Raw genomic sequence first — 20,061 nt, 5'->3', positions numbered from 1 at the left:
GGTCCTCATGGCGTTTTGCGCAGCAGCGCGACGAGCAGCGGCACACCGCAGATTGCGGTGACGACGCCGATCGGGATTTCCTCCGCCCCGCCCGCCAGCCGTCCCGCAAGGTCGGCGAGCGTCATGGTGATCGCCCCGAGCATGATGGTCAGCGGCAGGACGATGCGTGTGTACTGCCCGGCGAGGAACCGTGCCATATGCGGCACGATCAGCCCGACGAACACGACCGGTCCGACGACACCGACTGCGCTGGCGGCGAGCGTGCAGGCAATCAGCAGCACGACGGAGAATTGTGTCCGATAGGACAGGCCGAAGGAGCGGGCGACCGTGGCATCGAAGCGCAGCAGATCCAGCGGCCGGCGGACCACCGGCAGGACGGCAAGGCCTGCGATGGTGAAAGGCAGGAGAAACACAGCATGCTGCCAGCCACGGGCATAGAGGCTTCCGGAAAACCATTCGAGCAGCACTTCCAGGCGGCCTGATCCCCAACCAGCCATCAGGCCGATGCCGATGGCATGCAGCACGGCGCCAACCGCGATACCGCATAGTGTAATGCGCAGGGGACCGAGATCCCGGCGGAACGCGATGAGATAGATGAACGCGCCCGCCGCCAGGCCGCCGAGGGTCCCGATCAGCGGCAGCCAGTGAACGGGCAATTCCTGCAGCGTGGTGGAGCCGGTGTCCTGGCTGTAGACGGAGATGACGAGGAACCCGCTGACAGCCAGCATTGCGCCTTGCGAGACGCCCATCAGCGAGGGATCGGCAAGGGGATTGCGCGTGATCGATTGCAGCAGCAATCCCGCCAGCGCGAAATGGACCCCGGCCAGCATGCCGGTGAGGATGCGCGGCAGCCGGATATCGAGAATGATGGCACGCGCTTCCGCCGAGCCTTGGCCCGTCAGTGCGGCCAGTGTGTCGGATGGATCGAGATCGACCACGCCGAGGAAGACGGCAAGCACAAGACAAACCAGCATGAAGGCGAGGAGGCCCGGCAGGAGATAGGCTTGTCGTCGGGCTTGTGCGATGTGCGGGCTGCTGCTCATGCATTCCCCGTGAAACTGAGTGTCCGTCGCTGGACGAGGTAGATGAAGATCGGTCCGCCAATCAGCGCGGTCACGATCCCGACAGGGATCTCCTTGGGCAGGGCGACGCTGCGGGCGACGAGATCGGCGGTGACGGTCATGAGGCCACCTGCGGCGACATTGAACATGATCGACCGGGCCGGTCCGCCGGGTTTCAGCAGGCGCACGATATGGGGCGTTGCAAGCCCGACAAAGGCGACCGGACCCGCAATGGGCGCAACACCGGCGACGGGCAGGGCCGCAACGAAGAGCAGCAGCGGCTTCCACAGGGCAAGATTGAGCCCCATGCCGGCCGCAGCCTGATCGCTCAGCGCCAGGATTTGCAGGATGCGATGACAGCAAAGCGCCAGACCCGTCCCGCCGACCACCCAGGGGAGCATTTGCACGAGCTGAGGCCAACTGCGTCCCTGGAACCCGCCGGACAGCCAGAAGAGCAGGGAAGGGACCTGCGGGCCACTGAGGAGAAGGATGTAGGTCGTGATCGCGCCGAGAAACAGCGACACGCTGATCCCGGCGAGCGCCAGATGCAGTGGCCTCGCATTGCCGCCACGCGCAATCCAGAAGGTGACGGCGGAAGCCGACAGTCCGCCAATGAGGCCGATCAGGGGGTAAAAGACCGATGACAGGGTCGGCAGGAAAACGAAACAGGCGACTATGGGCGTGACGGCGCCGGCGCTGACGCCGGTCAGGCCAGGCCCCGCCAACGGATTGCGTGTCAGGGTCTGCAGGAGATAGCCGGACACCGCGAGGCCCGCGCCACCCACGAAAGCGACGAGGCTGCGCGGCAACCGCAAAGCCCAGACCAGGATCGAGTCGAGCTTGCCGTCCGGTCGAAACAGCGCGCGAAGTGCGGCTTCTGCCGCAAGCGGCTTGGTGCCGAAGGTGAGGCCGGCGGCAATGACGACTGCGGCTGCGGCCAGAAGGGCCACCAGCAGGATCAAGGCGCGCATGCTGTCGGCCCTGACCGGGCCGACAGGTGTCACGGATGTCATTGCTGCAGGCTGGCGGGAATGATCTTCGCCGCCTCGGCCTTGATGTCGACGGCCGGGAAAGTCTGGGGGTAGAGATAGTGGGCGGCTTCGCGCAGCACCAGTTCGCGCGCGATCGGGCCGTTGGTTTCCACCCATTCGTCGCCGACATAGATGACCCGCCCGTTCTTGACCGCCGACAGCTGGCTCCAGATCGGGTTGTTCTCATGTGGGCGGTCTGGACCGCTATCCATGACGAAGATCACCTCAGGGTCCTTTTCGAGCATGGTCTCCAGGCTGATTTCCAGACCGAACTTGCCGCCGGGTGTCATCGGTCCGGCAATGTTGTCGCCGCCGAGTGCGGCCACGATCGAGGCAGCCGTGTTTTCCGTGTGGAACGAGAAGGGCGTGTCACCGCCCCACATGATCTGGAAGCGCGGATGCTGGTCCTTCGGTGCCTTGGCGGCGAATTCCTCGAGATGTTTCTTGAAGTCGGCATTCAGCTCAAGCCCGCGCTCGGGCTTGCCCAGAAGGTCGGAAAGCTGTGCCACTTCCGTATAGCTCTCGCTCAGAAGCTCCATATTGTAGGCAATGTAAGGCGCGATCTTCTGCAGGGCTTCGGCATTGCCAACCGTGTAGCGCGCCATCGCGACGATCAGATCCGGCTTTGACTCGGACAAAAGCTCGAGATTGGGCTTCGCCCGCTGGCCGATCTGCTGGATATCCTGGGTCAGCCCAAGCAGATAGTCCGGATGGCGATCGGCAACCATGTAGGTGGTGGCCACCGGCTTCAGGCCGAGCGCCAGCGCCACATCGGTTGCAAAGAAGGAGATCGAGGCGATGCGCTGCGGATGCGCGGGAACCTGAACCGTAACGCCTCGCTCGTCGGTGAAAGTACGGGTCTTGGCGTCTTCAGCATGGCCTGTGCCAGCACCGGCAAGGCACAATGTGAGGGTCAGGCCAATGGCCAATCGGCGGAATGCAGGCATGCGTCGGCTCCTTTGAGGTTCGCTGCCTGCTGCTTATTCCCTTAACATGATTTTTTCAATCATGTTTTTTACCGTGTTGACGACACGCCATTTTGCCTGGTGTCTCGACGCCCCGCAGTCAGTCGCATTGTCCTGCGGGCACGTCGATCGCATACGTCGTCTTGCCCGGTCCATTCGGCAGGGTCGGGACCAGATAGACTTTCAGGTCACAGTCTTGCGTCCGGATCGTCCACTCCGCTGCGCCGTCCTTCCGTGTGCCGGTGTTGCTGATTGCGCCGATCGGCTGCTGGTGCAGAATGTCCGCCAAGCGCCCGTCAGCGAGGATCGTGCCAATGCGCTCGAGGCTGTCATAGTAGCCGGAAACGGCGGCCTGCGCGGAGGCGACAGGGGCAACCGACATCACAATGCTGGTCAGGATCAAATATTTCATAGGCATCTCCCGGTTTGATGCCGGAAGGTTCCATGGCCAAGGAACCTTGGCAAGCCCCCGGCAACCAATGTCCAATGGTCGTCAAGTCCGGCCAACTTCCGGCGTTAACCGCGTCCGTAAAGATTGCATTCAGCATTTGCCCGTAAAGCTTTGTTAGCCATTCCCGGAGTTCCCGGGTGCACGCGCGTGTGCCCGGCCAACCTGCGAGTTCCTGTGTCATGCGTTTCAAGGCTCTTCCGTCCCTTCTCGCTCTCACGCTGGCTCTGACCAGCTGCACGGCGCGGACAAGCCCCATCGACGCCTTGGGGCTGGCGCCGCAGCCGAAAACGCAGGTTGCGCAGACAGCGGCTCCCGTTCCGGCTGTCGCGGTCGACGAACAGACCGGCGCGATCACGCCGCCTCAGGACGCGGGATCCCATCCCGAAGCCCTGGCCTGGGCGGGCAATACGCCGAACCAGGCCCATTTCGAATCCGCGACGATGTCAGCCGGCATGCCGGTGCCGGATCAGCGACCCGTCGCCATGCTGATGCCGCCCGTCCCGCCGGCGTCTTCCCTGCCACCGACCATGGCGCCTGCTGAAGAACAGGCGCCGAGCGCCGGAGGCCGCCACCGCGTCTACAGCCAGCGGTTCCGCGATGCCAAGCCGATGAATTTCGGCAAGGTCAAGCCGAAGCACCACGCCGTGCATGGCGTGGATGTCTCACGCTGGCAGGGGGATATTGATTGGGTGAAGCTGAGAAGCCAGGGTGCGAACTTCGCCTATATCAAGGCGACAGATGGTGGTGATCACACCGACCCGATGTTCCGCACCAATTGGCGCAAGGCCAAGGAGGCCGGTCTCAAGCGCGGCGCCTACCACTTCTTCTACTGGTGCCGTGTCGCAAGCGACCAGGCCGACTGGTTCATCCGCAACGTCCCGCGCGATCCGGATGCACTTCCGCCCGTCATCGACGTTGAATACAACGGCGAGTCGAGCTGCCGCTTCCGCCTGTCACCGGAAAAGGCACGCGAAAAGATGCAGGTCTTCATGGATCGCCTGGAACGCCACTACGGTAAGCGTCCGGTCATCTACACGGCCCCGGACTTCTACAAGGACAATCTGGACGGCTACTTCCTTGATTATCCCTTCTGGCTGCGATCGGTCGCTGCCCACCCGTCGAAAACCTATCCAGGACGCAAATGGGTCTTCTGGCAGTATTCCGGCTCTGGTCTCTCCCAGGGTGTCAACGGCAAGATCGACCTCAACGTCTTCCGCGGCTCGGTTGCCGATTGGCAGAACTGGGTGTCCGGCTCGAAGAGCTGGAACAAGGTCGCGGGCCTGCGCTGAGCCACAGAAGCGGGGACCAACGCATCCTGGTCTGACGGCGGGGGCGTTGGGAGCGCCAGATCCTCAACGGCCACAGTCTAGATGCCGACTCCCGGTTCGATCACCGCCGGTTCCGGGTTTTCGTCGGGATTGGGGTTCGGGAATTCATCCGGCAGGAGATCCGGCGCCGGCTCTTCGATCTCTGGCACCCAGGTTGGCGCTGGCATCGGCGGCTGATCGGCGGGGGGTGTCTGGGGCGGCGTGGCACCATCAATGAAGGCCATGACGTTTCTCCTCGTTTGCGGATAAGGCGGTGTGTTTCATCCGTCGTCACCAGGGACAATCCGCGTCGGTCGCCAAAAGTTCCTCCATCGTGACCGCAGGCCACCACCAGTTTCATTCGGAACCTTTCCCGCAACCTGCCGTTCGATGCGGGAAACGGCGGCGAAAGGTGGATGCAATGAACGTGGCACAACGGCCCACAGCCAATGGCGGGCGATCGCAATCTCGGGTCTCCCCGAAGAGCTGGGGCGCTGAATGCACCGCTGCCGGTGAAGTTCGTTTCCGCATCTGGGCGCCGTCCCTCACGGCGCTGACGCTGCGTCTTGCGGATAAGGACATGCCGATGTCGCGGACATTCGACGGTTGGTTCGAGCTGAGCGCGAGCAATGTCGCGCCCGGTACGCCTTACGCCTATGTTCTGCCCGACGGTCTTGTCGTTCCCGACCCGGCCGGCCGCGCCCTGAAGGACGATGTCCATGGCCCTTCTCTGGTCATCGATCCCACGGCCTATCGCTGGCGTGACGGCCAATGGCAGGGGCGCCCCTGGCGCGAGGCGGTGGTCTATGAGCTGCATGTGGGCACCTTCACTGCGGAGGGCACCTTTACTGCGGCGGCTGAAAAACTTGCAGATCTTGCCGAGGCCGGCATATCCGTCGTGGAGCTGATGCCGGTTGCGGCTTTCGGCGGGACGCGCGGTTGGGGTTACGACGGTGTGCTCCTGCATACGCCGCACCCGTCCTACGGCACTCCCGACGACATGAAGGCCTTCATCGACCATGCTCATGAACTGGGCCTGATGGTCATGCTGGACGTCGTCTACAATCACTTCGGCATCGACGGCAATTATCTCTCCGTCTACGCGCCCGAAATGATGCACGAGGAGGGCACGCCATGGGGGCCGACGATCGATTTTGAGCGGAAGCCATCGCGCGATTTCGTCATCGAAAACGCCCTCTATTGGCTGGAGGAGTTTCATCTCGACGGCTTGCGCTTCGATGCGGCAGACCAGATCAGGGACGAGACGTCGACAACGCACATCCTGGAGGAGTTGGCGCTTGCGGTTCGCGAACGCTTGACTGGTCGCCACGTCCATCTGGTTCTGGAGGATGCCCGCGGGATCACCCGCTTTCACGAGCGGGACAAGGACAATTCCGTGCGGTTTTATGACGGCGTATGGAACGATGGCTATCATCATCTCATCCATGCCTGGGCCACCGGCGAGCATGGAGGGCACTACAAGCCCTTCGCGAGGGACTTCTGGCCGCGGATCGGCAAGACCCTGGCCAGCGGTTTCGCATTGCAGGGTGAGACGATCGAGGGGCGGGGAGACGAGATCTTCGGAGAGCCGAGCGGACACCTTCCCCCTGTCACCTTTGTCAATTTCATTCAAAACCATGATCAGGTCGGCAATCGGGTGGGAGGGGACCGTTTGTGGGCCCAGATCGACAAGGGCTTGCGCGAGCGGTTGATGGCCATACTGCTTCTCTCGCCGCAGATACCTTTGGTCTTCATGGGCGACGAATTTGCCAGCCGATCCCGGTTCTTCTTTTTCAGCGATTATCCCGAGGAGCTGCAGCAGAATACCCCTGACGATCGCTTGCAACAGGCCCGGGATTTCGGCGCCGGCGACGATGTGACGGTGGATGACGTGCCTGATCCGAATGGCCCCGAAACATTCCGCATGTCCAAACTGGACTGGGAGGAGATGAACACCTCGAACGGCAGGGAAGCGCGGGCCTATTTCAAGACACTTGTCGGAAAACGCCGAGACCATCTGATGCCACTTCTCGAAAACATTGGTGGTGACACCGGCCAAGTCCTGAAGGCACAGGACGGCATTCTGGCGGTCGACTGGCAGCTGGGGGAAACCCTTTGGCAATTGAGGGCGAATTTCACCGACGTGCCTGTCAAAATCCCTCCCGTGCGGGGACAGGTCATCCATGTGCTGCCCGGCTCCGCCGAAACCGGCGTGCTGGAGCTCGCAGAACTCTCACCCCAGGGTCTCATCTTTGTTCGAGGCTGACGCCGGCGGCGACTTATTTTGGGCCGTGGCGGGAACCGGAGCGCCGCAGAGGCGTTTATCATGAGATCAGGAGGAGTGCGGCCATGAGTGAGACCTATTGCGACATCATCCCCCAAGCCGCAGGCTGGGCGTTTGTCTTCGAGGGCCGTCAGTCGGCCGTGTATCCGAGCTACAGGCTTGCTGTCGAGGCGGCTCGCCTTTGCTCTGAAAAGCTGGCAGGCACGCGCAGCAAATTCGTGCTTCGCCAGCAGGATTTGCGCGGACGAATGCATGAGGTTCAGGGCCGATCGGACATCTGGTCGCCCGCCGGACGTGGGCCTTCGATGTCGCTCCATGTCGGTGGAGGTGGTCAGGTATAGGCCTGACGATGCCGATCGAAAGCTGACAAAGGGTTGGAACTCAGGATCGCAAACAGTGTGGCAGTGAACAGACGATGGTTCCCATCGTCATTGTTCCCTGTTGGCTCCTGCTCAGGGAAGGCCGGGAGACTGCATCTGCACGGTGACAGTCTGGACGCCTGGGACCGCAAGCGCAATTTCCACAGCCCGATCGAGTTCATCCCGCGATCCGATCCACCCTCCGAGAAAGATCTCTCCTCCCGTGGCGACGACCGTCAATTCGGTCGCGTCCAGACCCTCGGATATGGCGAGCGCCTCCGCCACTTGCTGCTCAAGCGAAGCTTCGACGGGAAACGCATCCGCCATTGCCGAATTTTCATCGTGAAACTGCTGTGGCTTGAAAACCATGTCGGGCTCCCGCGTTTGTCCTTGAAGCCTAACGCGGCAGTCCGACTTTGGTTCGCCTGGCATTCGGCGATCACAGAGGAATTCGATCCGGATTATGTCCGGCCTGAAGACAAGCCCTTCCGCAGGGCAGGCCCATGAAGTGGCTCAGGCGGCTCCTTCGCGACCTGTTCCCGACGGCCTCGATCGGCACCTATCTGACGATCATGGTGACGCTCTCGACTCTGCCTCTGTTGGGCTTCGCCGCGTTTCTTCTTCTCGAACTCGAACAGTCCCAGTTCCAGGCGCTCAAGGTCAATGCCGGCCGGGACGCTCAAAACATCGGTCGAAGTGTCGAGCGCAAGATTTCCGACCTTGAGACCACCCTGACACTGATCGCAAACTCGCCGGAGGTGCAGGACGGCAATCTCGAAGCCTTTTACGATCGGGTTGCCGGAAGCCTCAAAGGAAGTTCGATGTATATCCTGCTTGTCGGACGGGACGGCCGACAGCTCCTGAACACCCGCAGACCCTGGGGCTCCTCGCTTCAACCCATGTCGAACATCGCTTCGCTGCAGTCGGCTCTGCGCTCCGGTCATGTCGAGCTGTCCGGCATCTTTTTCGGCCACACCAGTCAGCAATGGGTGGTCAACCTCACCATGCCGGTCCCCGAAGGCAATCGCGCCGGGGTGGATGCGGTGGTCCTCACCCAGGATGCTGAAAGCCTCGCCAGTCATACGTCGAGGGAAAACCTGCCGCCCGGCTGGTCTGCAGCTCTTCTCGATGACGATGGTAAGGTGGTCGTTTCCAGCGGTATCGACAGCCGCCCTTCCGGCGAGCAGTTTCCGCAAGGCTGGCTGGAGCTGATGTTCGGACCGAACGGCAGCGCGGTTTTCTATCAGAATGGTGACCAGTATATGCTGGGTTATGCCCGGGTAACCGACTGGCCCTGGCGTGTCGCAGTCTGGGGTCCTGTTGCCGGCGCACAGAAGACGTTTGTTGCAGCCTGGAAGAGCCTCTTGGTCGGAAGCCTCGTTATTCTCACCATCAGTCTCTCCGTCGCCCTGATTGCGGCCCATCAGTTGCGGTCGTCGATCCGCACCATCGCTTTGATGGCGAACCGGATCGGCAAGGGCGAGATCGTCTCGCCGGCGCGCACGCGGATCGTTGAGGCGAACCAGGTCGCCATCGCGCTCTCCAATGCGTCCTTTGATCGTGCCGAGGCCGAAGAGCGCATTCATTTCATCCTGCAGGAACTGGTTCACCGCACGAAGAACATCCTGTCGCTGGTGCAGGCGATGATGCGCCAACTCGCGCGCAGTGCCGACAGTGTGGAGGGTTTTCAGCGCGCTGTGAGCGGCCGGCTGGCAGGCCTTGCCCAATCCATCGAAGCGCTCGCCCGGCAGGAATGGGGTGGAATTCCGCTGGCGAACCTCGTCGATCTGCAGCTGGCGACCGTCGCAGGCTCGGCCGACAGGGTCGAGCGCCGGGGACCCGATCTTCTGGTCAACGCGAGTGCGGTTCAAAATCTCGGCCTCGTCTTCCACGAACTGGCGACCAATTCGGTGAAATACGGCGCGCTGTCGGTGCTGGAGGGGCGCATCCGTGTGGAATGGATCGTGGAGGACGAGACTTCCGAAGATCCGAAGCTGCGGCTCACCTGGACAGAGCAGCACGGACCGCCTGTTATCGCGCCCACCCGCCGCGGTTTTGGTTCCACAGTCATCGAACGGCACGCAGCCAGTTCTTTCGCAGGCGAGGTGACGATGGACTTCGATCCAAGCGGTCTGCGCTGGGAACTGCTGGCGCCGCTCAGCGCCTTTACCGGGGGCACGACGACCTGACCTGGAACCTTGCGATTGCTTCTCTGTTGTCTTTCACACACGACAGAGGAGACATGAGCATGCGCAAGGATCGCCACGAGAACTCCGAAACAGCGGGGTCGGCCAAGAAACAGTCGGAGCGTATTGAAAAGGATGCCACCGGACAGTTCGTCGGCACGCGGCATGGCGGAGACAATGATGGTGTCGTCAGCGCCAAGCCCACGGTGATAGCGGGTTCGCAAGACGCCACCACCCACAAACGGCCAGCGAATGGGAAGAACCCACCCAAGGATTGGAATGTCAATTTCGATCTTCGCGATAAAGACAAGTCCTGATGTGTGAAGGCCTCGTCCGAATGTCGCGGGAGACACACATCACGAAGCCGTTCCGTCCGCATTTTCCACGGTGATCCGCCTCAGCGCTTCGGCTCTTTCCTTCGCGGTATCCAGGATTTCCCGGATCTCCTGGCTTTTCTCGTTGCCGCGTCCAGCGCCGGCAGACGGCGTGGCACCCGGATCCTCCGACCCGTCGCGCAGGAGCACTTCCTGTTCCAGGTTGCGCAACAGATGCTGAGGCCCGCCTGGCACCAGCAGCGCTTCCGTCAAAAGGGAGATGAGGATCTCCCGATGGGCGTTCAATCGACCTTCGATCGTCTGGGCATTATCCGGCATGTCTTGCTCCCTGGGCTTCCTGCGGACCCGAAAGGGGAACAATGGCGGGCGATAAAAGTTTCCTGCAGAACCGAATTGTCTACCTGAAAGGACAAGGCCATGGCCCAGACAGTCCGCCCCCCACAATGGCGCCGCTATCCGGATCCCCGCGACCGGCTGATCATCGCGCTCTTTGCCCAGCTGGAGGCGGAGCGCCAAACGCGTGAGACGCTGCGCATGGCATTGCGCTCCGGCGCGCTCGATCCGGCCGTGCTGGAAGCGATTGCAGAAGATCCGGTGCCCGCGACAAGCGACGATATCGCAGCGCTGGAGCGCAGCATTGCCCTTCGAGGTGGTCCTGTCGGAACGGAGCAGCGAGCGGAAGATTGGCGATGAGAATGGTAGGGCCAACCCTTTCCCAGGGTGCCCCTGGCGCGGGTTGGAAAGGTAGAGCAAGATCAGGGATCTTGTGATCCAATCACTCTGGACGAAAAAAGGACCCGGTGAGCGCCGGGTCCTTTTTCGTGGGTGTATGTCCTCAATGCGTGGCCTGGAACCGCTGTTCCGTCAGGCGGCCATAGACCTGTGCGTAACTCTCGGCGCTGCGATCCCAGGAATAATCGGCACGCATGGCCTGCAATTGCAGTCGCGCCCATTTGCGTTTGTCCTCATAAGCGTCCGCTGCGCGCCGAAGCGCCTGGCGCAAGCCCTCCGGACGAACCGGATGAAACTGGAAACCCGTTGCTGCCCTTGCCGACAGCGCCGCGTCATTGGCGTCGATGATCGTTTCCGACAGGCCGCCCGTCCGGGAGACGACGGGCACACAGCCATAGCGCATGGCGTAAAGCTGGGTCAGCCCGCAGGGTTCGAAACGCGATGGCTGGATGATCGCATCCGACCCCCCATGAATGAAATGCGCCGTCGGCTCATTGTATCCGACACTGACGGCCATCTTGCCGGGGAAGCGGGCCGCAGTTGCCTTCAGCGCATCCTCAATCGCGTGATCGCCCTGGCCAAGTACGATCAACCGGCCACCGCGATAGAAGATCTCGTCCGCCACCTCGGCAAGCATGTCCATGCCCTTCTGCCAGGTCACGCGTGTCACCGCCGAAAACAATGGTCCATCACCGGGCTGGAGGTTGAACCGCTCCAGGAGCAGAGCTTTGTTGTTTTTCTTGTTCCGCAAGCTTTTCATGTCGAAGCGGAACGGAAGATAGGGGTCGGTGGCCGGATTCCACACTTCGTTGTCGATGCCGTTGACGATGCCCTGAAGGCGGTCGATCTTCGTGTTCAGCACCCCATCCAGACCCATGCCGAAAGTCGGAGACAGGATCTCGCGGGCATAGGTCGGGCTGACCACGGTGATGTGGTCGGCGGTCATCAATCCACCCTTCAGGTAACTGATGTCGCCGAAATACTCCATGGAATCGACGGAATAGGCCTCGGGCGGCAGACCGATATACGGCAGCAGATCCGCAGAATATTGGCCTTGGAAGGCAAGGTTGTGAATGGTGAGCACAACCGGTACCGGCGATCCCATCTGGCGCAGGTAAACGGAGGTCAGAGCCGACTGCCAGTCGTGCGTGTGCACCAGATCCGGTCGCCATCCGGGCAGTGCCCCGGCTGCGATCTCCGCGCCGGCGAGGGAGAGAACCGCAAAGCGCTTCCAGTTGTCGGGATGGTCGTAACCGTTTTCGTCGACATAGGGGCCCCCCGGACGGTCGTAGAGTGCCGGGGCGTCGAGGACGAAGAGGCTGATCCCGTCAATCTCCAGATGTCGCAGGCTCGCCTTCTCGCCGAGCAGGTCATCGAACTCCATCAATGGTGGGTGAAGCCGCGCCAAAGCCAGGATGGACGGATAACCGGGGATCAGGGTGTGGGTTTCGATGCCGTAGGTGGCGAGTGCCTTCGGCAGCGCGCCTGTGACATCGGCAAGGCCGCCGGTCTTCACCAGCGGATAGATTTCCGAGGTCACGGCCAGCACGTGCAAAGGCACGCGGGTGATGGCACGGCGGCGGTTGGGCACCTCCTCCTCGTCACGGTGATAGGCCGCACGAACGCGTTGGATGAACTGTGCCCGGCTGAGGGCCAGTGAAAGATCGAGTCCGGCCACTTTCGTCACCCTTTCTTGCTCCTGACCGCCTTGCGTCGCGGTTGCTGGATGGGTTCCTCCGTGATGATCAGGCCTTCCTCCTCGGCCGATGCCTGCGCCTGGGCGATGCGCCTCCCTGCCTTTTCCGTGGTCTCGTCTGCCGACGCCTGAAGCCTCTCCCAGTCGCCGAGGGCAGACAGCCAATGGGCCTCGTCGGCGCCATGCGGGCGCCCTTCTTCTTCCCACAGCGTATAGGCCCGCCGGGCTATCCAGTCGTAGTCACGTTCAGGCATGGCAATTCTCCGTCGTCGCCGCTGGCCTGGCTCCACGGGAATGCGTTTCGGTCGGGCGCGGTCTCGTCGCGTCCACCGGTACCGGACCGATCTGCCAGCGGTACCCCCATACCATTGGCTGATCCCCGGACTGTCATTCGAGGGGAACTGGCTTCAGAGGAACGCGATTGCGGGCAAACGGTTCCCGTCGCAACTGCCGAATTGATGGGAAAGGGGAACCCCTGTCGACTGCGCGCGTTTTCCGGGGCAGATCTGCGGACGGACCGCACGACAGGGAGAGAATGCGGTGGCACAAAGAGCGTTTTGGAAAGGCTATCTGAAGCTCTCGCTCGTGACCTGCCGCGTTTCGATGACACCCGCCGTCACCGAGAGCAGCAAACTTCGCTTCCACAACATCAACCGCCAGACAGGCAACCGCGTGGTGAACCGCTATATCGATGCGCAAACGGGCGAGCCTGTTGATGACGAAGACCAGGTCAAGGGTTATGCCCGGGGAGAGGATGACTATGTCCTCATCGAAGACGAAGAGCTCGATGACGTGGCGCTGGAAAGCACCCGCACGATCGATATCGAAAGTTTCGTCCCGCAAAACTCGATCGGCTGGATCTGGTATGACAGCCCGCACTTCCTGGCCCCCGCCGACAAGGTGAGCGAGGAAGCGTTTGCGGTGATCCGTGAAGCCATGCGCAAGACCGATACGGGTGGCATCGCACGTCTGGTGCTCTATCGCCGTGAACACTCCGTGCTTCTTGTGCCGCGCGAAAACGGCATGATTGTCTGGACCTTGCGGTACGGAGACGAGGTGCGCGACGCCGATCCCTTCTTTGGGCAAGCAGGCGAGGAATCGTCGCCAGCGCGTGCCAGGACGATGATGAAGAAACTGGTTCAGGCGCGCATGCGCAACTGGTCTCCCAAGCTGGTACAGGATCCGGTTGAAGAGCGCCTCCATGAAATCATCGCGATGCGCAGCAAGAAGTCGAAACGGTCGAAGCCGAGGGCCGCGCCGGAACCAGCGTCCAAGGACAATGTCATCGACATCATGGAAGCGCTCCGCCGCAGCCTCGCCTCCGAAAAGAAAGGCGGTGCGCGCAAGTAGGCTTCACCGCTTGCTGCGCGACTTGCGAATGCTGGTGGAGATGGGCGCCTCCGCCTTGCGAAAATCCGCCCATGGATCACTGTCCTGCTGTTCGAGCCGGCTCGGGGTATTCGTCACCGTGTAATGGTTTGGCCCGATGTCGGGCCCCAGTTCGTCGAATGACAGCGGCATGGAGACCGGCGCGCCCTCTCTCGCACGGGTGGAGTAGGGCGCGACAGCCGTATTTCCGCGCCCGTTGCGCAGGTAGTCGATCAAGATCTTGCCCTTTCGCTTTGCCTTGCTGATCGTCGCGACATAGTCGTCCGGGCTGTCGGCTGCCATGCTGTCCGCAAGTGCCTTCATGGCAGCTTTCACGGCCGGCCATTCGGCCTTCGGCTTCACGGGCGCGACAACATGCAGCCCCTTGCCGCCGGATGTCTTGACAAAACCGGTCAGCCCCATGTCCGAAAAGCGCTGTCGAACTTCGAAAGCTGCAGCGACCACACGCTCCCAGTCCACATCCGGCCCCGGATCGAGATCGATATTGACCATGTCCGGCCGTTCCAGATCGCCGCCGCGCGAACCCCATGGATGGATCTCGAGGGCCGCGCCCTGCTGCACCAGGGCCAGCAGGCCATCGAGATCGTGAATGCCGATCAACGCCTGTTCGTCATCATCCTTGGGGTCGCGGATCGTGATGATCTCCTTGCGCATGCCGCGCCACCCATGTTTCTGGAAGAAACAGGTACCGGCATGCCCTTCCGGGCAGCGCAACAGGGCGAGCGGCCTGTCAACGATGAAAGGCGCGATGCGCGGCCAGACCTGAACGTAATAGTCCGCCAATCCCTCCTTGGTGACACCGGCTTCCGGCCAGTAAAGCCTGTCGGGATGGGTGAGCGGCACACTGCGCTTGGCGGTCGCCTCGGCCCGCGCGCGCGGCTTGGCGGTCGACCCACGCTGCGGGATAGGCCCGCTCTCCTGGACAACCTCGGTTGCCGTCTTGTCGTCGCGCAAGCCGCGGAACGAGGCATGGCGGAGATGGGCATCGCCGGTCCAGCCGCGAAACTCGACCTCGGCCACCAGTTCGGGTTTGACGAAGACAGCATCCTTGCGCTCGAGGCTCGTCAGTGTCCCTGCAAACGGACTCTTCGTCTGAACCAATGGCTTGAGCTGCCTGAAGAGCTGGCGCGCGACGCTGGCGCTGTAGCCTGTCCCGACGCGGCCGACATGACGAAGGCCGTCCTTGTCGTTGACGCCCATGATCAACGATCCAATCGCCGTGTCCGAAACAGACGACGGCACGTACCCCCCGATCACCAGTTCCTGCCGCGCCGTGCACTTTGACTTCACCCAGTCGCGCCCGCGACCGGACCGATACGGTGCGTCGGCAACCTTGGAAATGACGCCTTCGAGGCTCAGCCGACAGGCGTGTTTGAGCACCAGCTCGCCACTCTCGTCGAAATGCGTCGAGTATTTCAAAGGCCCTTCTGCGGGTCGCATCAAGTGTTCGAGCACCGCTTTTCGCCGGATCAGCGATGCGCCGGTCAGATCCTGTCCGTCGAGATGCAGGAGGTCGAAGATGTAGTAGACGAAACGGTCGGCCCGTCCGTCGCTGAGATCCGCCTGCAGAAGAGAAAAATCGCTGCTGCCATTGCCCGTCTCGACCACGATTTCCCCGTCGAGCAAAGCTGCCTGCACCGGCAGTGCTATCAATGCCTGGCTGATTGCGTCACCGAAGCGGTCCGTCCAGTCCAGGCCGGTCCGGGTCAGGAGCCGTACGTCGCCATGATCGACACGGGCTTGAATGCGATAACCGTCGAGCTTGATCTCGTGCAGCCAGCGACCGCCCTTCGGCACCGTCTTGACCAGTGTGGCCAGCGCCGGCGGCACGAAATCCGGCAAGGCCACCGGTTTTGTACCCTTCACTGTGGTGCGGGCCTTGGTCTCCGCCGCCTTGGCAACTTTCGATTTCCCCGGTGTATTGGCCTTAGCTGCCTGCTTGGTCTTGCGGGAATTCCACACCTCGGCCTTTCCGTCTCCCTTCAGGCTTTCGATCGGCCGGCCGCTTTTGACCGATAGAGGCAGTTCCTCGATGACGTCGGGATCTGTGTCGCTGCGGGCAAACTCGTCGTCGCCCTTGATCAGCAGCCAGTTCTCCCGCGTCTCGCCGTCTCTTTTCGCCATGCGCACGAGATGCCAGTGGCCGTGGAGTTTTTCCCCCTGCAGGGAGAATTCCAGATGCCCTTTTCTGTAGCCCTTGGCCGCATCATGCAGCGGCTCCCAATTGCCACGATCCCAGACGATCACCTCGCCGGAACCATATTGTCCAGGCGGAATGACGCCTTCGAAATCACCATAGGCCAGCGGGTGATCCTCGACATGAACCGCCAGCCGTTTCTCGCTCGGCACGAGGCTTGGGCCACGCGTGACCGCCCAGCTCTTGAGGACTCCGTTCATCTCCAGGCGGAAATCGTAGTGGAGCCGGCGGGCGGCATGCTTCTGGATGACGAAGCTGTTGCCCTTCGTCCTCGCCGCTTGCGCCTTGGGTTCCGGCGTTGCCTTGAAGTCGCGCTTGCGACGATATTCCGACAGCGACATGATCAGCTCGCCTTTTTCTGCCGCCCCGCCGATGGCGCCGCCTTGCGGCTTTTCGCCGGCTGAGCCTTGCCTTTCGAGCTGGCAGGCGCACCGGCGCTCCTGCGCAGGGCATCCATGAGGCTGGTGACATTCTCCGCCTTGCGCTTTGGCAGCTTCTTCGGCTTGCGGCCGGCGATTTTGGCCCGCACAAGTTCCGCCAGCGCCTCCTCGTATCGGTCTTCGAAGGCCGCCGGGTCGAAGCGTCCCATCTTCGTATCGATGATGTGGCGCGCCAGATCGAGCATCTCGGAATCGATCTTCACCTTGGCGATATCACCGAAGCTTTCAGCCGGATCCCGCACTTCATAGTCGTAATTCAGCGTTGTCGCGATCAGACCTCGTCCTTCGGGGTGGATCAGCACGCTGCGGACCCGCCGGAAGAGCACCGTCCGCGCAACGGCGGCCACATTCGTCGCCACCATGGTGTCCCGGATGAGATCATAGGCCTCGACTGATTGTGCATCCGCTGGCGCCAGAAAATACGGCCGCTCGAGATACAGCGTGTCGATGTCAGCACAGGGAAGAAAGGTCGACATCTCCAGCCGTTTGTCGCTGTCGGGAACAGCCTCTCGGATTTCGTCTGCTTCCAGCACGACGGTGTGTCCGTCCGCCTGATCGTAACCCTTGACGAGGTCATCCTTGTCGACGGCTTTGCCCGTATCTTCATCGACATATTGCCGCCTGACCCGGTTGCCCGTGTCGCGGTTGATGATGTGAAAGGACGTTCTTTCCTGAGCGTCGATGGCCGAAAAGAGGGCGACGGCGCATCCCACATCCCCGATCGACAGATAACCCTTCCAGATCGCCCGTGCGCTCACGTCTCACTCCCGTGTTTCGCTTCGAACGAGCGCCGGGACAGCTTTGTTCCACCATGGGTTCCCGGTGAAAATCGGAATGTCTGGAGAAGAAACAAAAATGATCGCTAATATTAGATGGATCAGGACTACGGCGAAGTTTTATTAACCTTCAGGCAAGGAATTAACCATAAACATGAGTGGACACGTCGGAGTGGGACTCACCTCGAGTTTCCTTCGGGCATGACGCCGTCCCGTCGTACCGGTTTTGGTCCGGTTTGAAATGTTCATGAAATCTGTTCGACGAACCGCCTGTCCATGACACGGATGGCGACGGAGGCTTCGGCCCCCGCCAGCTTTATCGTGCCAAATCAAGGCGATCACCGAACCGACGGGGAAGCACCGGTCTCGCAGGAGCCGGCGGCGATGCGGTAGGAATGACAAGTCAGGGCATGTCGACGGAGCGGGCGGCGGGATCACAGGCGGGAAGCCTGCGCGACCGGCTGCGCTTTGCCGGTCTTGACGAAAGTCAGTGCGACCTGCTGCGCCAGAACCGTCATCTGCTCTCGCCGCAGCTGAAGACGGCGCTCCGAGATCTTTTCCAGCGTTTGCAGACCTCTCCTGATGCCGCCCGCGCATTTACAAGCGAACGCCAGTACGACCGCTTCCACGACCTTCTGTCCTCCCATTGGGACGTCCTGACGGATGCCCGTTTCGATGGTCTCTATGCCGAGCGCGTGAAGGTCCTGTCGGACAGCGAAAGCCGAATGGGGCTCGATCCGCGTTGGCATATCGCCGGCCATGCGGTGGTGCTGGAGCATCTGGTGACCGCCGTGGTTTCGGAGGCGACCGGCTCCGGTCTGTTGCCGTCAAGCCGACGCAAGCAGCGCGAGATCAGTGATCTCGTCAGCTCCCTCATCCGCCTCGTGATGGTCGATGTCGAGATTGCCGTCTCGCTGCGCTTCAACGAATTGCGCCTCAAGCATCACCGCGACTTGGCCGCCCAGCGCATCGAGGATCGCGCCGAGTTCGAGGCCATCTTCCGCCCGGTTGTCGACGGTCTCGCTGAAGGCGATCTGACCGTGCGTGTCGCACCGGATGTCCCGGACGCCTATTCCGACATGTCGACACGCATGAACGATGCGTTGGAGAATCTGCAGTCTGCGTTCCTTGCCTCCGAAGAAAAAGTTTCCCGCGCCTTGGGGGCGACCGATCAGGTTGCCACTAGCGCGCGGGATTATGCCGGCCGTGTCGAGAGCCAGTCGGAAACGCTGGCAGAGACGGGACGGGCATTGGAAACGCTGACGGCCGGCGTTCGTGACAGCGTTGTGCGCACGAAGAAGGCAGAAGGCACGGTCGCCGCGACCCGTCAGTCGGTCGAGGCGAGTGGCCAGGTGGTCGGTCAGGCGATTGCCGCCATGGCCGATATCGAAGCCTCTGCCGAACAGATTGGCCACATCATCGGCGCCATCGACGAAATCGCCTTCCAGACCAATCTTCTGGCGCTGAACGCCGGGATCGAAGCGGCCCGAGCCGGCGACAGCGGTCGCGGCTTCGCCGTCGTCGCGCAGGAAGTCCGCGCGCTCGCACAGCGTTCCGCCGATGCCGCCCGTGAAATCAAGACCCTCGTCGCGACCACCAAGAACCAGGTCGAAGCCGGTGTCGACATGGTTGCGCGCACACAAGGCGCAATCGCCGACATCGTCGTCCAGGTCGGAGACATCAGCGGGACCGTTTCCGATATCGCCCGCCAGACGGACCTCCATGCCGGAGAACTCGGCGGGCTCACGGCGACAGTGGCTGGCCTTGGCGCCGACCTGTCAAGCACCGCAGATCTGGCCCGGCGCACCAGTGACGGCTCTCAGGATCTGCACGCGGTCATCCTCGAACTCGGGGCGACCATTCGCGAATTCCACATCGAGCGCCAGTCGCGTCCGCAGCGCAGCACAACGCCGCAGATCCAGATCTCAAATGCTCGAAACACGGGCTCTGCCGCCGTTCACAGCACGTCCGTGAGCGGATCAACTGACAGTGAATCGCTTGCGGAGGACTTCGCAATGTCCTTCCCGCTCGCAGGCCTGGGAGGTTGAGAAGATTGTTTACCACCATACGCTACAACAGAAATCGACGGGCGTGCATCGCGACCAGGCTGACGGTGGAATGGTTCAACCGACAGAAGCTGTTCGGGCATGTTGCGGCGGTGGCCACATCGGACAAGGAAAATAATGATGGCGAGTAAGAAAGGCGAACAGAAAGGTTTGAAACTGGCAGCAGTCTTGGACCTGAACGAGGCATCCAATCTCAAGGCCAACATCCTGGCCATGCGCGGCGCGCCGCTGACCATCGACGCCTCCGGCGTCGAACGTCTCGGTGCTCAATGCGCACAGGTTCTTCTGGCTGCGGCCAAGGCCTGGGAAGTCGACAAGCATCCGTTCTCGTTTGGAAAGGCCTCTGAAGCCTTTCTCAAAACCCTTCAACTGATTGGCGTGAACATCGATCATCTGCTCGCTAAGGAGATCCGGCAATGAAGAAAAAAGTGCTTACCGTGGATGACTCCAGAACTATCAGGAACATGCTTCTGGTCACCTTGAACAATGCGGGCTTCGAAACCATCCAGGCCGAAGACGGTGTCGAAGGTCTGGAAGTGCTCGAAGAATGCAACCCTGATGTCATCGTGACCGACATCAACATGCCGCGTCTCGACGGCTTCGGCTTCATCGAAGGCGTTCGCCGCAACGAGAAGTATCGCGCCATTCCGATCCTGGTCCTGACCACGGAAAGCGATGCCGAGAAGAAGAACCGGGCTCGCCAGGCTGGCGCTACCGGCTGGATCGTCAAGCCGTTCGATCCGACCAAGCTGATCGATGCCATCGAGCGTGTAACCGCCTAAGCCA

Annotated in this window: 21 protein-coding genes; 10 read left to right on the top strand and 11 right to left on the bottom strand. The window is 61.7% G+C overall.

The genetic code is table 11. The annotated features are described in order from the left end of the window. Positions 1-5: 5 nt before the first annotated feature. From DMY87_RS04200 to DMY87_RS04185, 4 genes are all read right to left on the bottom strand, one after another. Positions 6-1,043 (bottom strand): FecCD family ABC transporter permease, encoded by a 1,038-nt coding sequence (locus DMY87_RS04200; protein WP_110789991.1) that lies wholly within the window; start codon positions 1,041-1,043, stop codon positions 6-8. Beyond that, complete coding sequence (locus tag DMY87_RS04195; protein ID WP_110790377.1) at positions 1,040-2,032, bottom strand: FecCD family ABC transporter permease; 993 nt, start codon at positions 2,030-2,032, stop codon at positions 1,040-1,042. The genes DMY87_RS04200 and DMY87_RS04195 overlap by 4 nt, the downstream gene beginning before the upstream one ends. A gap of 38 nt (positions 2,033-2,070) precedes the next feature. Further along, positions 2,071-3,039 carry an ABC transporter substrate-binding protein gene (locus tag DMY87_RS04190; protein ID WP_110789990.1) on the bottom strand — a complete coding sequence of 323 codons (969 nt, stop codon included), beginning with the start codon at positions 3,037-3,039 and terminating at the stop codon, positions 2,071-2,073. A gap of 118 nt (positions 3,040-3,157) precedes the next feature. After that, a complete protein-coding gene (locus tag DMY87_RS04185; protein WP_110789989.1) occupies positions 3,158-3,469 on the bottom strand; it encodes a hypothetical protein in 312 nt (103 codons plus the stop codon). A 218-nt stretch (positions 3,470-3,687) separates the two neighbouring features. On the opposite strand from DMY87_RS04185, the gene DMY87_RS04180 reads away from it, so the two are divergent. Further along, entirely contained in the window at positions 3,688-4,797 is a 1,110-nt protein-coding gene (locus DMY87_RS04180) for a glycoside hydrolase family 25 protein (protein WP_110789988.1), read from the top strand. 77 nt (positions 4,798-4,874) lie between these two features. Here the strand turns inward: DMY87_RS04180 and DMY87_RS04175 are convergent, their stop codons facing one another. Then, on the bottom strand, positions 4,875-5,060 hold the full coding sequence (locus DMY87_RS04175; RefSeq protein WP_110789987.1) for a hypothetical protein: 186 nt from the start codon (positions 5,058-5,060) through the stop codon (positions 4,875-4,877). A 176-nt stretch (positions 5,061-5,236) separates the two neighbouring features. Between DMY87_RS04175 and treZ the strand changes: the two genes are divergently transcribed. Together treZ and DMY87_RS04165 are read left to right on the top strand one after the other, a co-directional pair. Continuing rightward, positions 5,237-7,081, top strand: coding sequence for a malto-oligosyltrehalose trehalohydrolase (gene treZ, locus DMY87_RS04170; RefSeq protein ID WP_110789986.1), 1,845 nt, complete (start codon positions 5,237-5,239; stop codon positions 7,079-7,081). An 83-nt stretch (positions 7,082-7,164) separates the two neighbouring features. Beyond that, positions 7,165-7,440, top strand: coding sequence for a hypothetical protein (locus DMY87_RS04165; protein WP_205908137.1), 276 nt, complete (start codon positions 7,165-7,167; stop codon positions 7,438-7,440). Positions 7,441-7,551: 111 nt separating this feature from the next. Here the strand turns inward: DMY87_RS04165 and DMY87_RS04160 are convergent, their stop codons facing one another. Further along, entirely contained in the window at positions 7,552-7,827 is a 276-nt protein-coding gene (locus DMY87_RS04160; protein ID WP_110789985.1) for a BON domain-containing protein, read from the bottom strand. A 134-nt stretch (positions 7,828-7,961) separates the two neighbouring features. Between DMY87_RS04160 and DMY87_RS04155 the strand changes: the two genes are divergently transcribed. Together DMY87_RS04155 and DMY87_RS04150 are read left to right on the top strand one after the other, a co-directional pair. Beyond that, positions 7,962-9,647: a sensor histidine kinase gene (locus DMY87_RS04155; RefSeq protein WP_110789984.1), complete on the top strand. Its 1,686-nt coding sequence runs from the start codon at positions 7,962-7,964 to the stop codon at positions 9,645-9,647. A 59-nt stretch (positions 9,648-9,706) separates the two neighbouring features. Further along, entirely contained in the window at positions 9,707-9,961 is a 255-nt protein-coding gene (locus tag DMY87_RS04150) for a hypothetical protein (RefSeq protein ID WP_245408815.1), read from the top strand. Positions 9,962-10,000: 39 nt separating this feature from the next. Here the strand turns inward: DMY87_RS04150 and DMY87_RS04145 are convergent, their stop codons facing one another. Continuing rightward, positions 10,001-10,297: a hypothetical protein gene (locus DMY87_RS04145; protein ID WP_110789983.1), complete on the bottom strand. Its 297-nt coding sequence runs from the start codon at positions 10,295-10,297 to the stop codon at positions 10,001-10,003. Between the two features lie 99 nt (positions 10,298-10,396). On the opposite strand from DMY87_RS04145, the gene DMY87_RS04140 reads away from it, so the two are divergent. Beyond that, positions 10,397-10,672, top strand: a complete 276-nt coding sequence (locus DMY87_RS04140; protein ID WP_110789982.1) for a hypothetical protein — start codon at positions 10,397-10,399, stop codon at positions 10,670-10,672. A gap of 142 nt (positions 10,673-10,814) precedes the next feature. On the opposite strand, the gene glgA is transcribed toward DMY87_RS04140, so the two are convergent. Continuing rightward, on the bottom strand, positions 10,815-12,266 hold the full coding sequence (gene glgA, locus DMY87_RS04135) for a glycogen synthase GlgA (protein ID WP_165826158.1): 1,452 nt from the start codon (positions 12,264-12,266) through the stop codon (positions 10,815-10,817). A 128-nt stretch (positions 12,267-12,394) separates the two neighbouring features. Continuing rightward, positions 12,395-12,661, bottom strand: a complete 267-nt coding sequence (locus DMY87_RS04130) for a DUF2934 domain-containing protein (RefSeq protein WP_110789980.1) — start codon at positions 12,659-12,661, stop codon at positions 12,395-12,397. A gap of 286 nt (positions 12,662-12,947) precedes the next feature. On the opposite strand from DMY87_RS04130, the gene ku (DMY87_RS04125) reads away from it, so the two are divergent. Then, a complete protein-coding gene (ku, locus tag DMY87_RS04125; protein WP_110789979.1) occupies positions 12,948-13,757 on the top strand; it encodes a non-homologous end joining protein Ku in 810 nt (269 codons plus the stop codon). 3 nt (positions 13,758-13,760) lie between these two features. On the opposite strand, the gene ligD is transcribed toward ku (DMY87_RS04125), so the two are convergent. Beyond that, positions 13,761-16,334, bottom strand: coding sequence for a DNA ligase D (ligD, locus tag DMY87_RS04120; protein ID WP_110789978.1), 2,574 nt, complete (start codon positions 16,332-16,334; stop codon positions 13,761-13,763). A gap of 2 nt (positions 16,335-16,336) precedes the next feature. Further along, on the bottom strand, positions 16,337-17,191 hold the full coding sequence (gene ku, locus DMY87_RS04115) for a non-homologous end joining protein Ku (RefSeq protein ID WP_110789977.1): 855 nt from the start codon (positions 17,189-17,191) through the stop codon (positions 16,337-16,339). 428 nt (positions 17,192-17,619) lie between these two features. Here ku (DMY87_RS04115) and DMY87_RS04110 point away from each other — a divergent pair, with 428 nt between their 5' ends. The 3 genes from DMY87_RS04110 to cheY1 all read left to right on the top strand — a co-directional run bounded on the left by DMY87_RS04110 (position 17,620) and on the right by cheY1 (position 20,057). Continuing rightward, a complete protein-coding gene (locus DMY87_RS04110; RefSeq protein WP_110790375.1) occupies positions 17,620-19,257 on the top strand; it encodes a globin-coupled sensor protein in 1,638 nt (545 codons plus the stop codon). Positions 19,258-19,395: 138 nt separating this feature from the next. After that, on the top strand, positions 19,396-19,695 hold the full coding sequence (locus DMY87_RS04105) for an STAS domain-containing protein (protein ID WP_110789976.1): 300 nt from the start codon (positions 19,396-19,398) through the stop codon (positions 19,693-19,695). Continuing rightward, positions 19,692-20,057 (top strand): chemotaxis response regulator CheY1, encoded by a 366-nt coding sequence (gene cheY1 / locus DMY87_RS04100; RefSeq protein WP_028738986.1) that lies wholly within the window; start codon positions 19,692-19,694, stop codon positions 20,055-20,057. Before DMY87_RS04105 ends, cheY1 begins: the two co-directional genes overlap by 4 nt. Positions 20,058-20,061: the final 4 nt, after the last annotated feature.

Origin of the sequence: Peteryoungia wuzhouensis (assembly GCF_003205195.1) — a bacterium.
Classification (GTDB): Bacteria; Pseudomonadota; Alphaproteobacteria; order Rhizobiales; family Rhizobiaceae; genus Allorhizobium; species Allorhizobium wuzhouense.
Note: the sequence above shows the minus strand (reverse complement) of the source record. Positions and strands in the feature narration are given on the sequence as shown.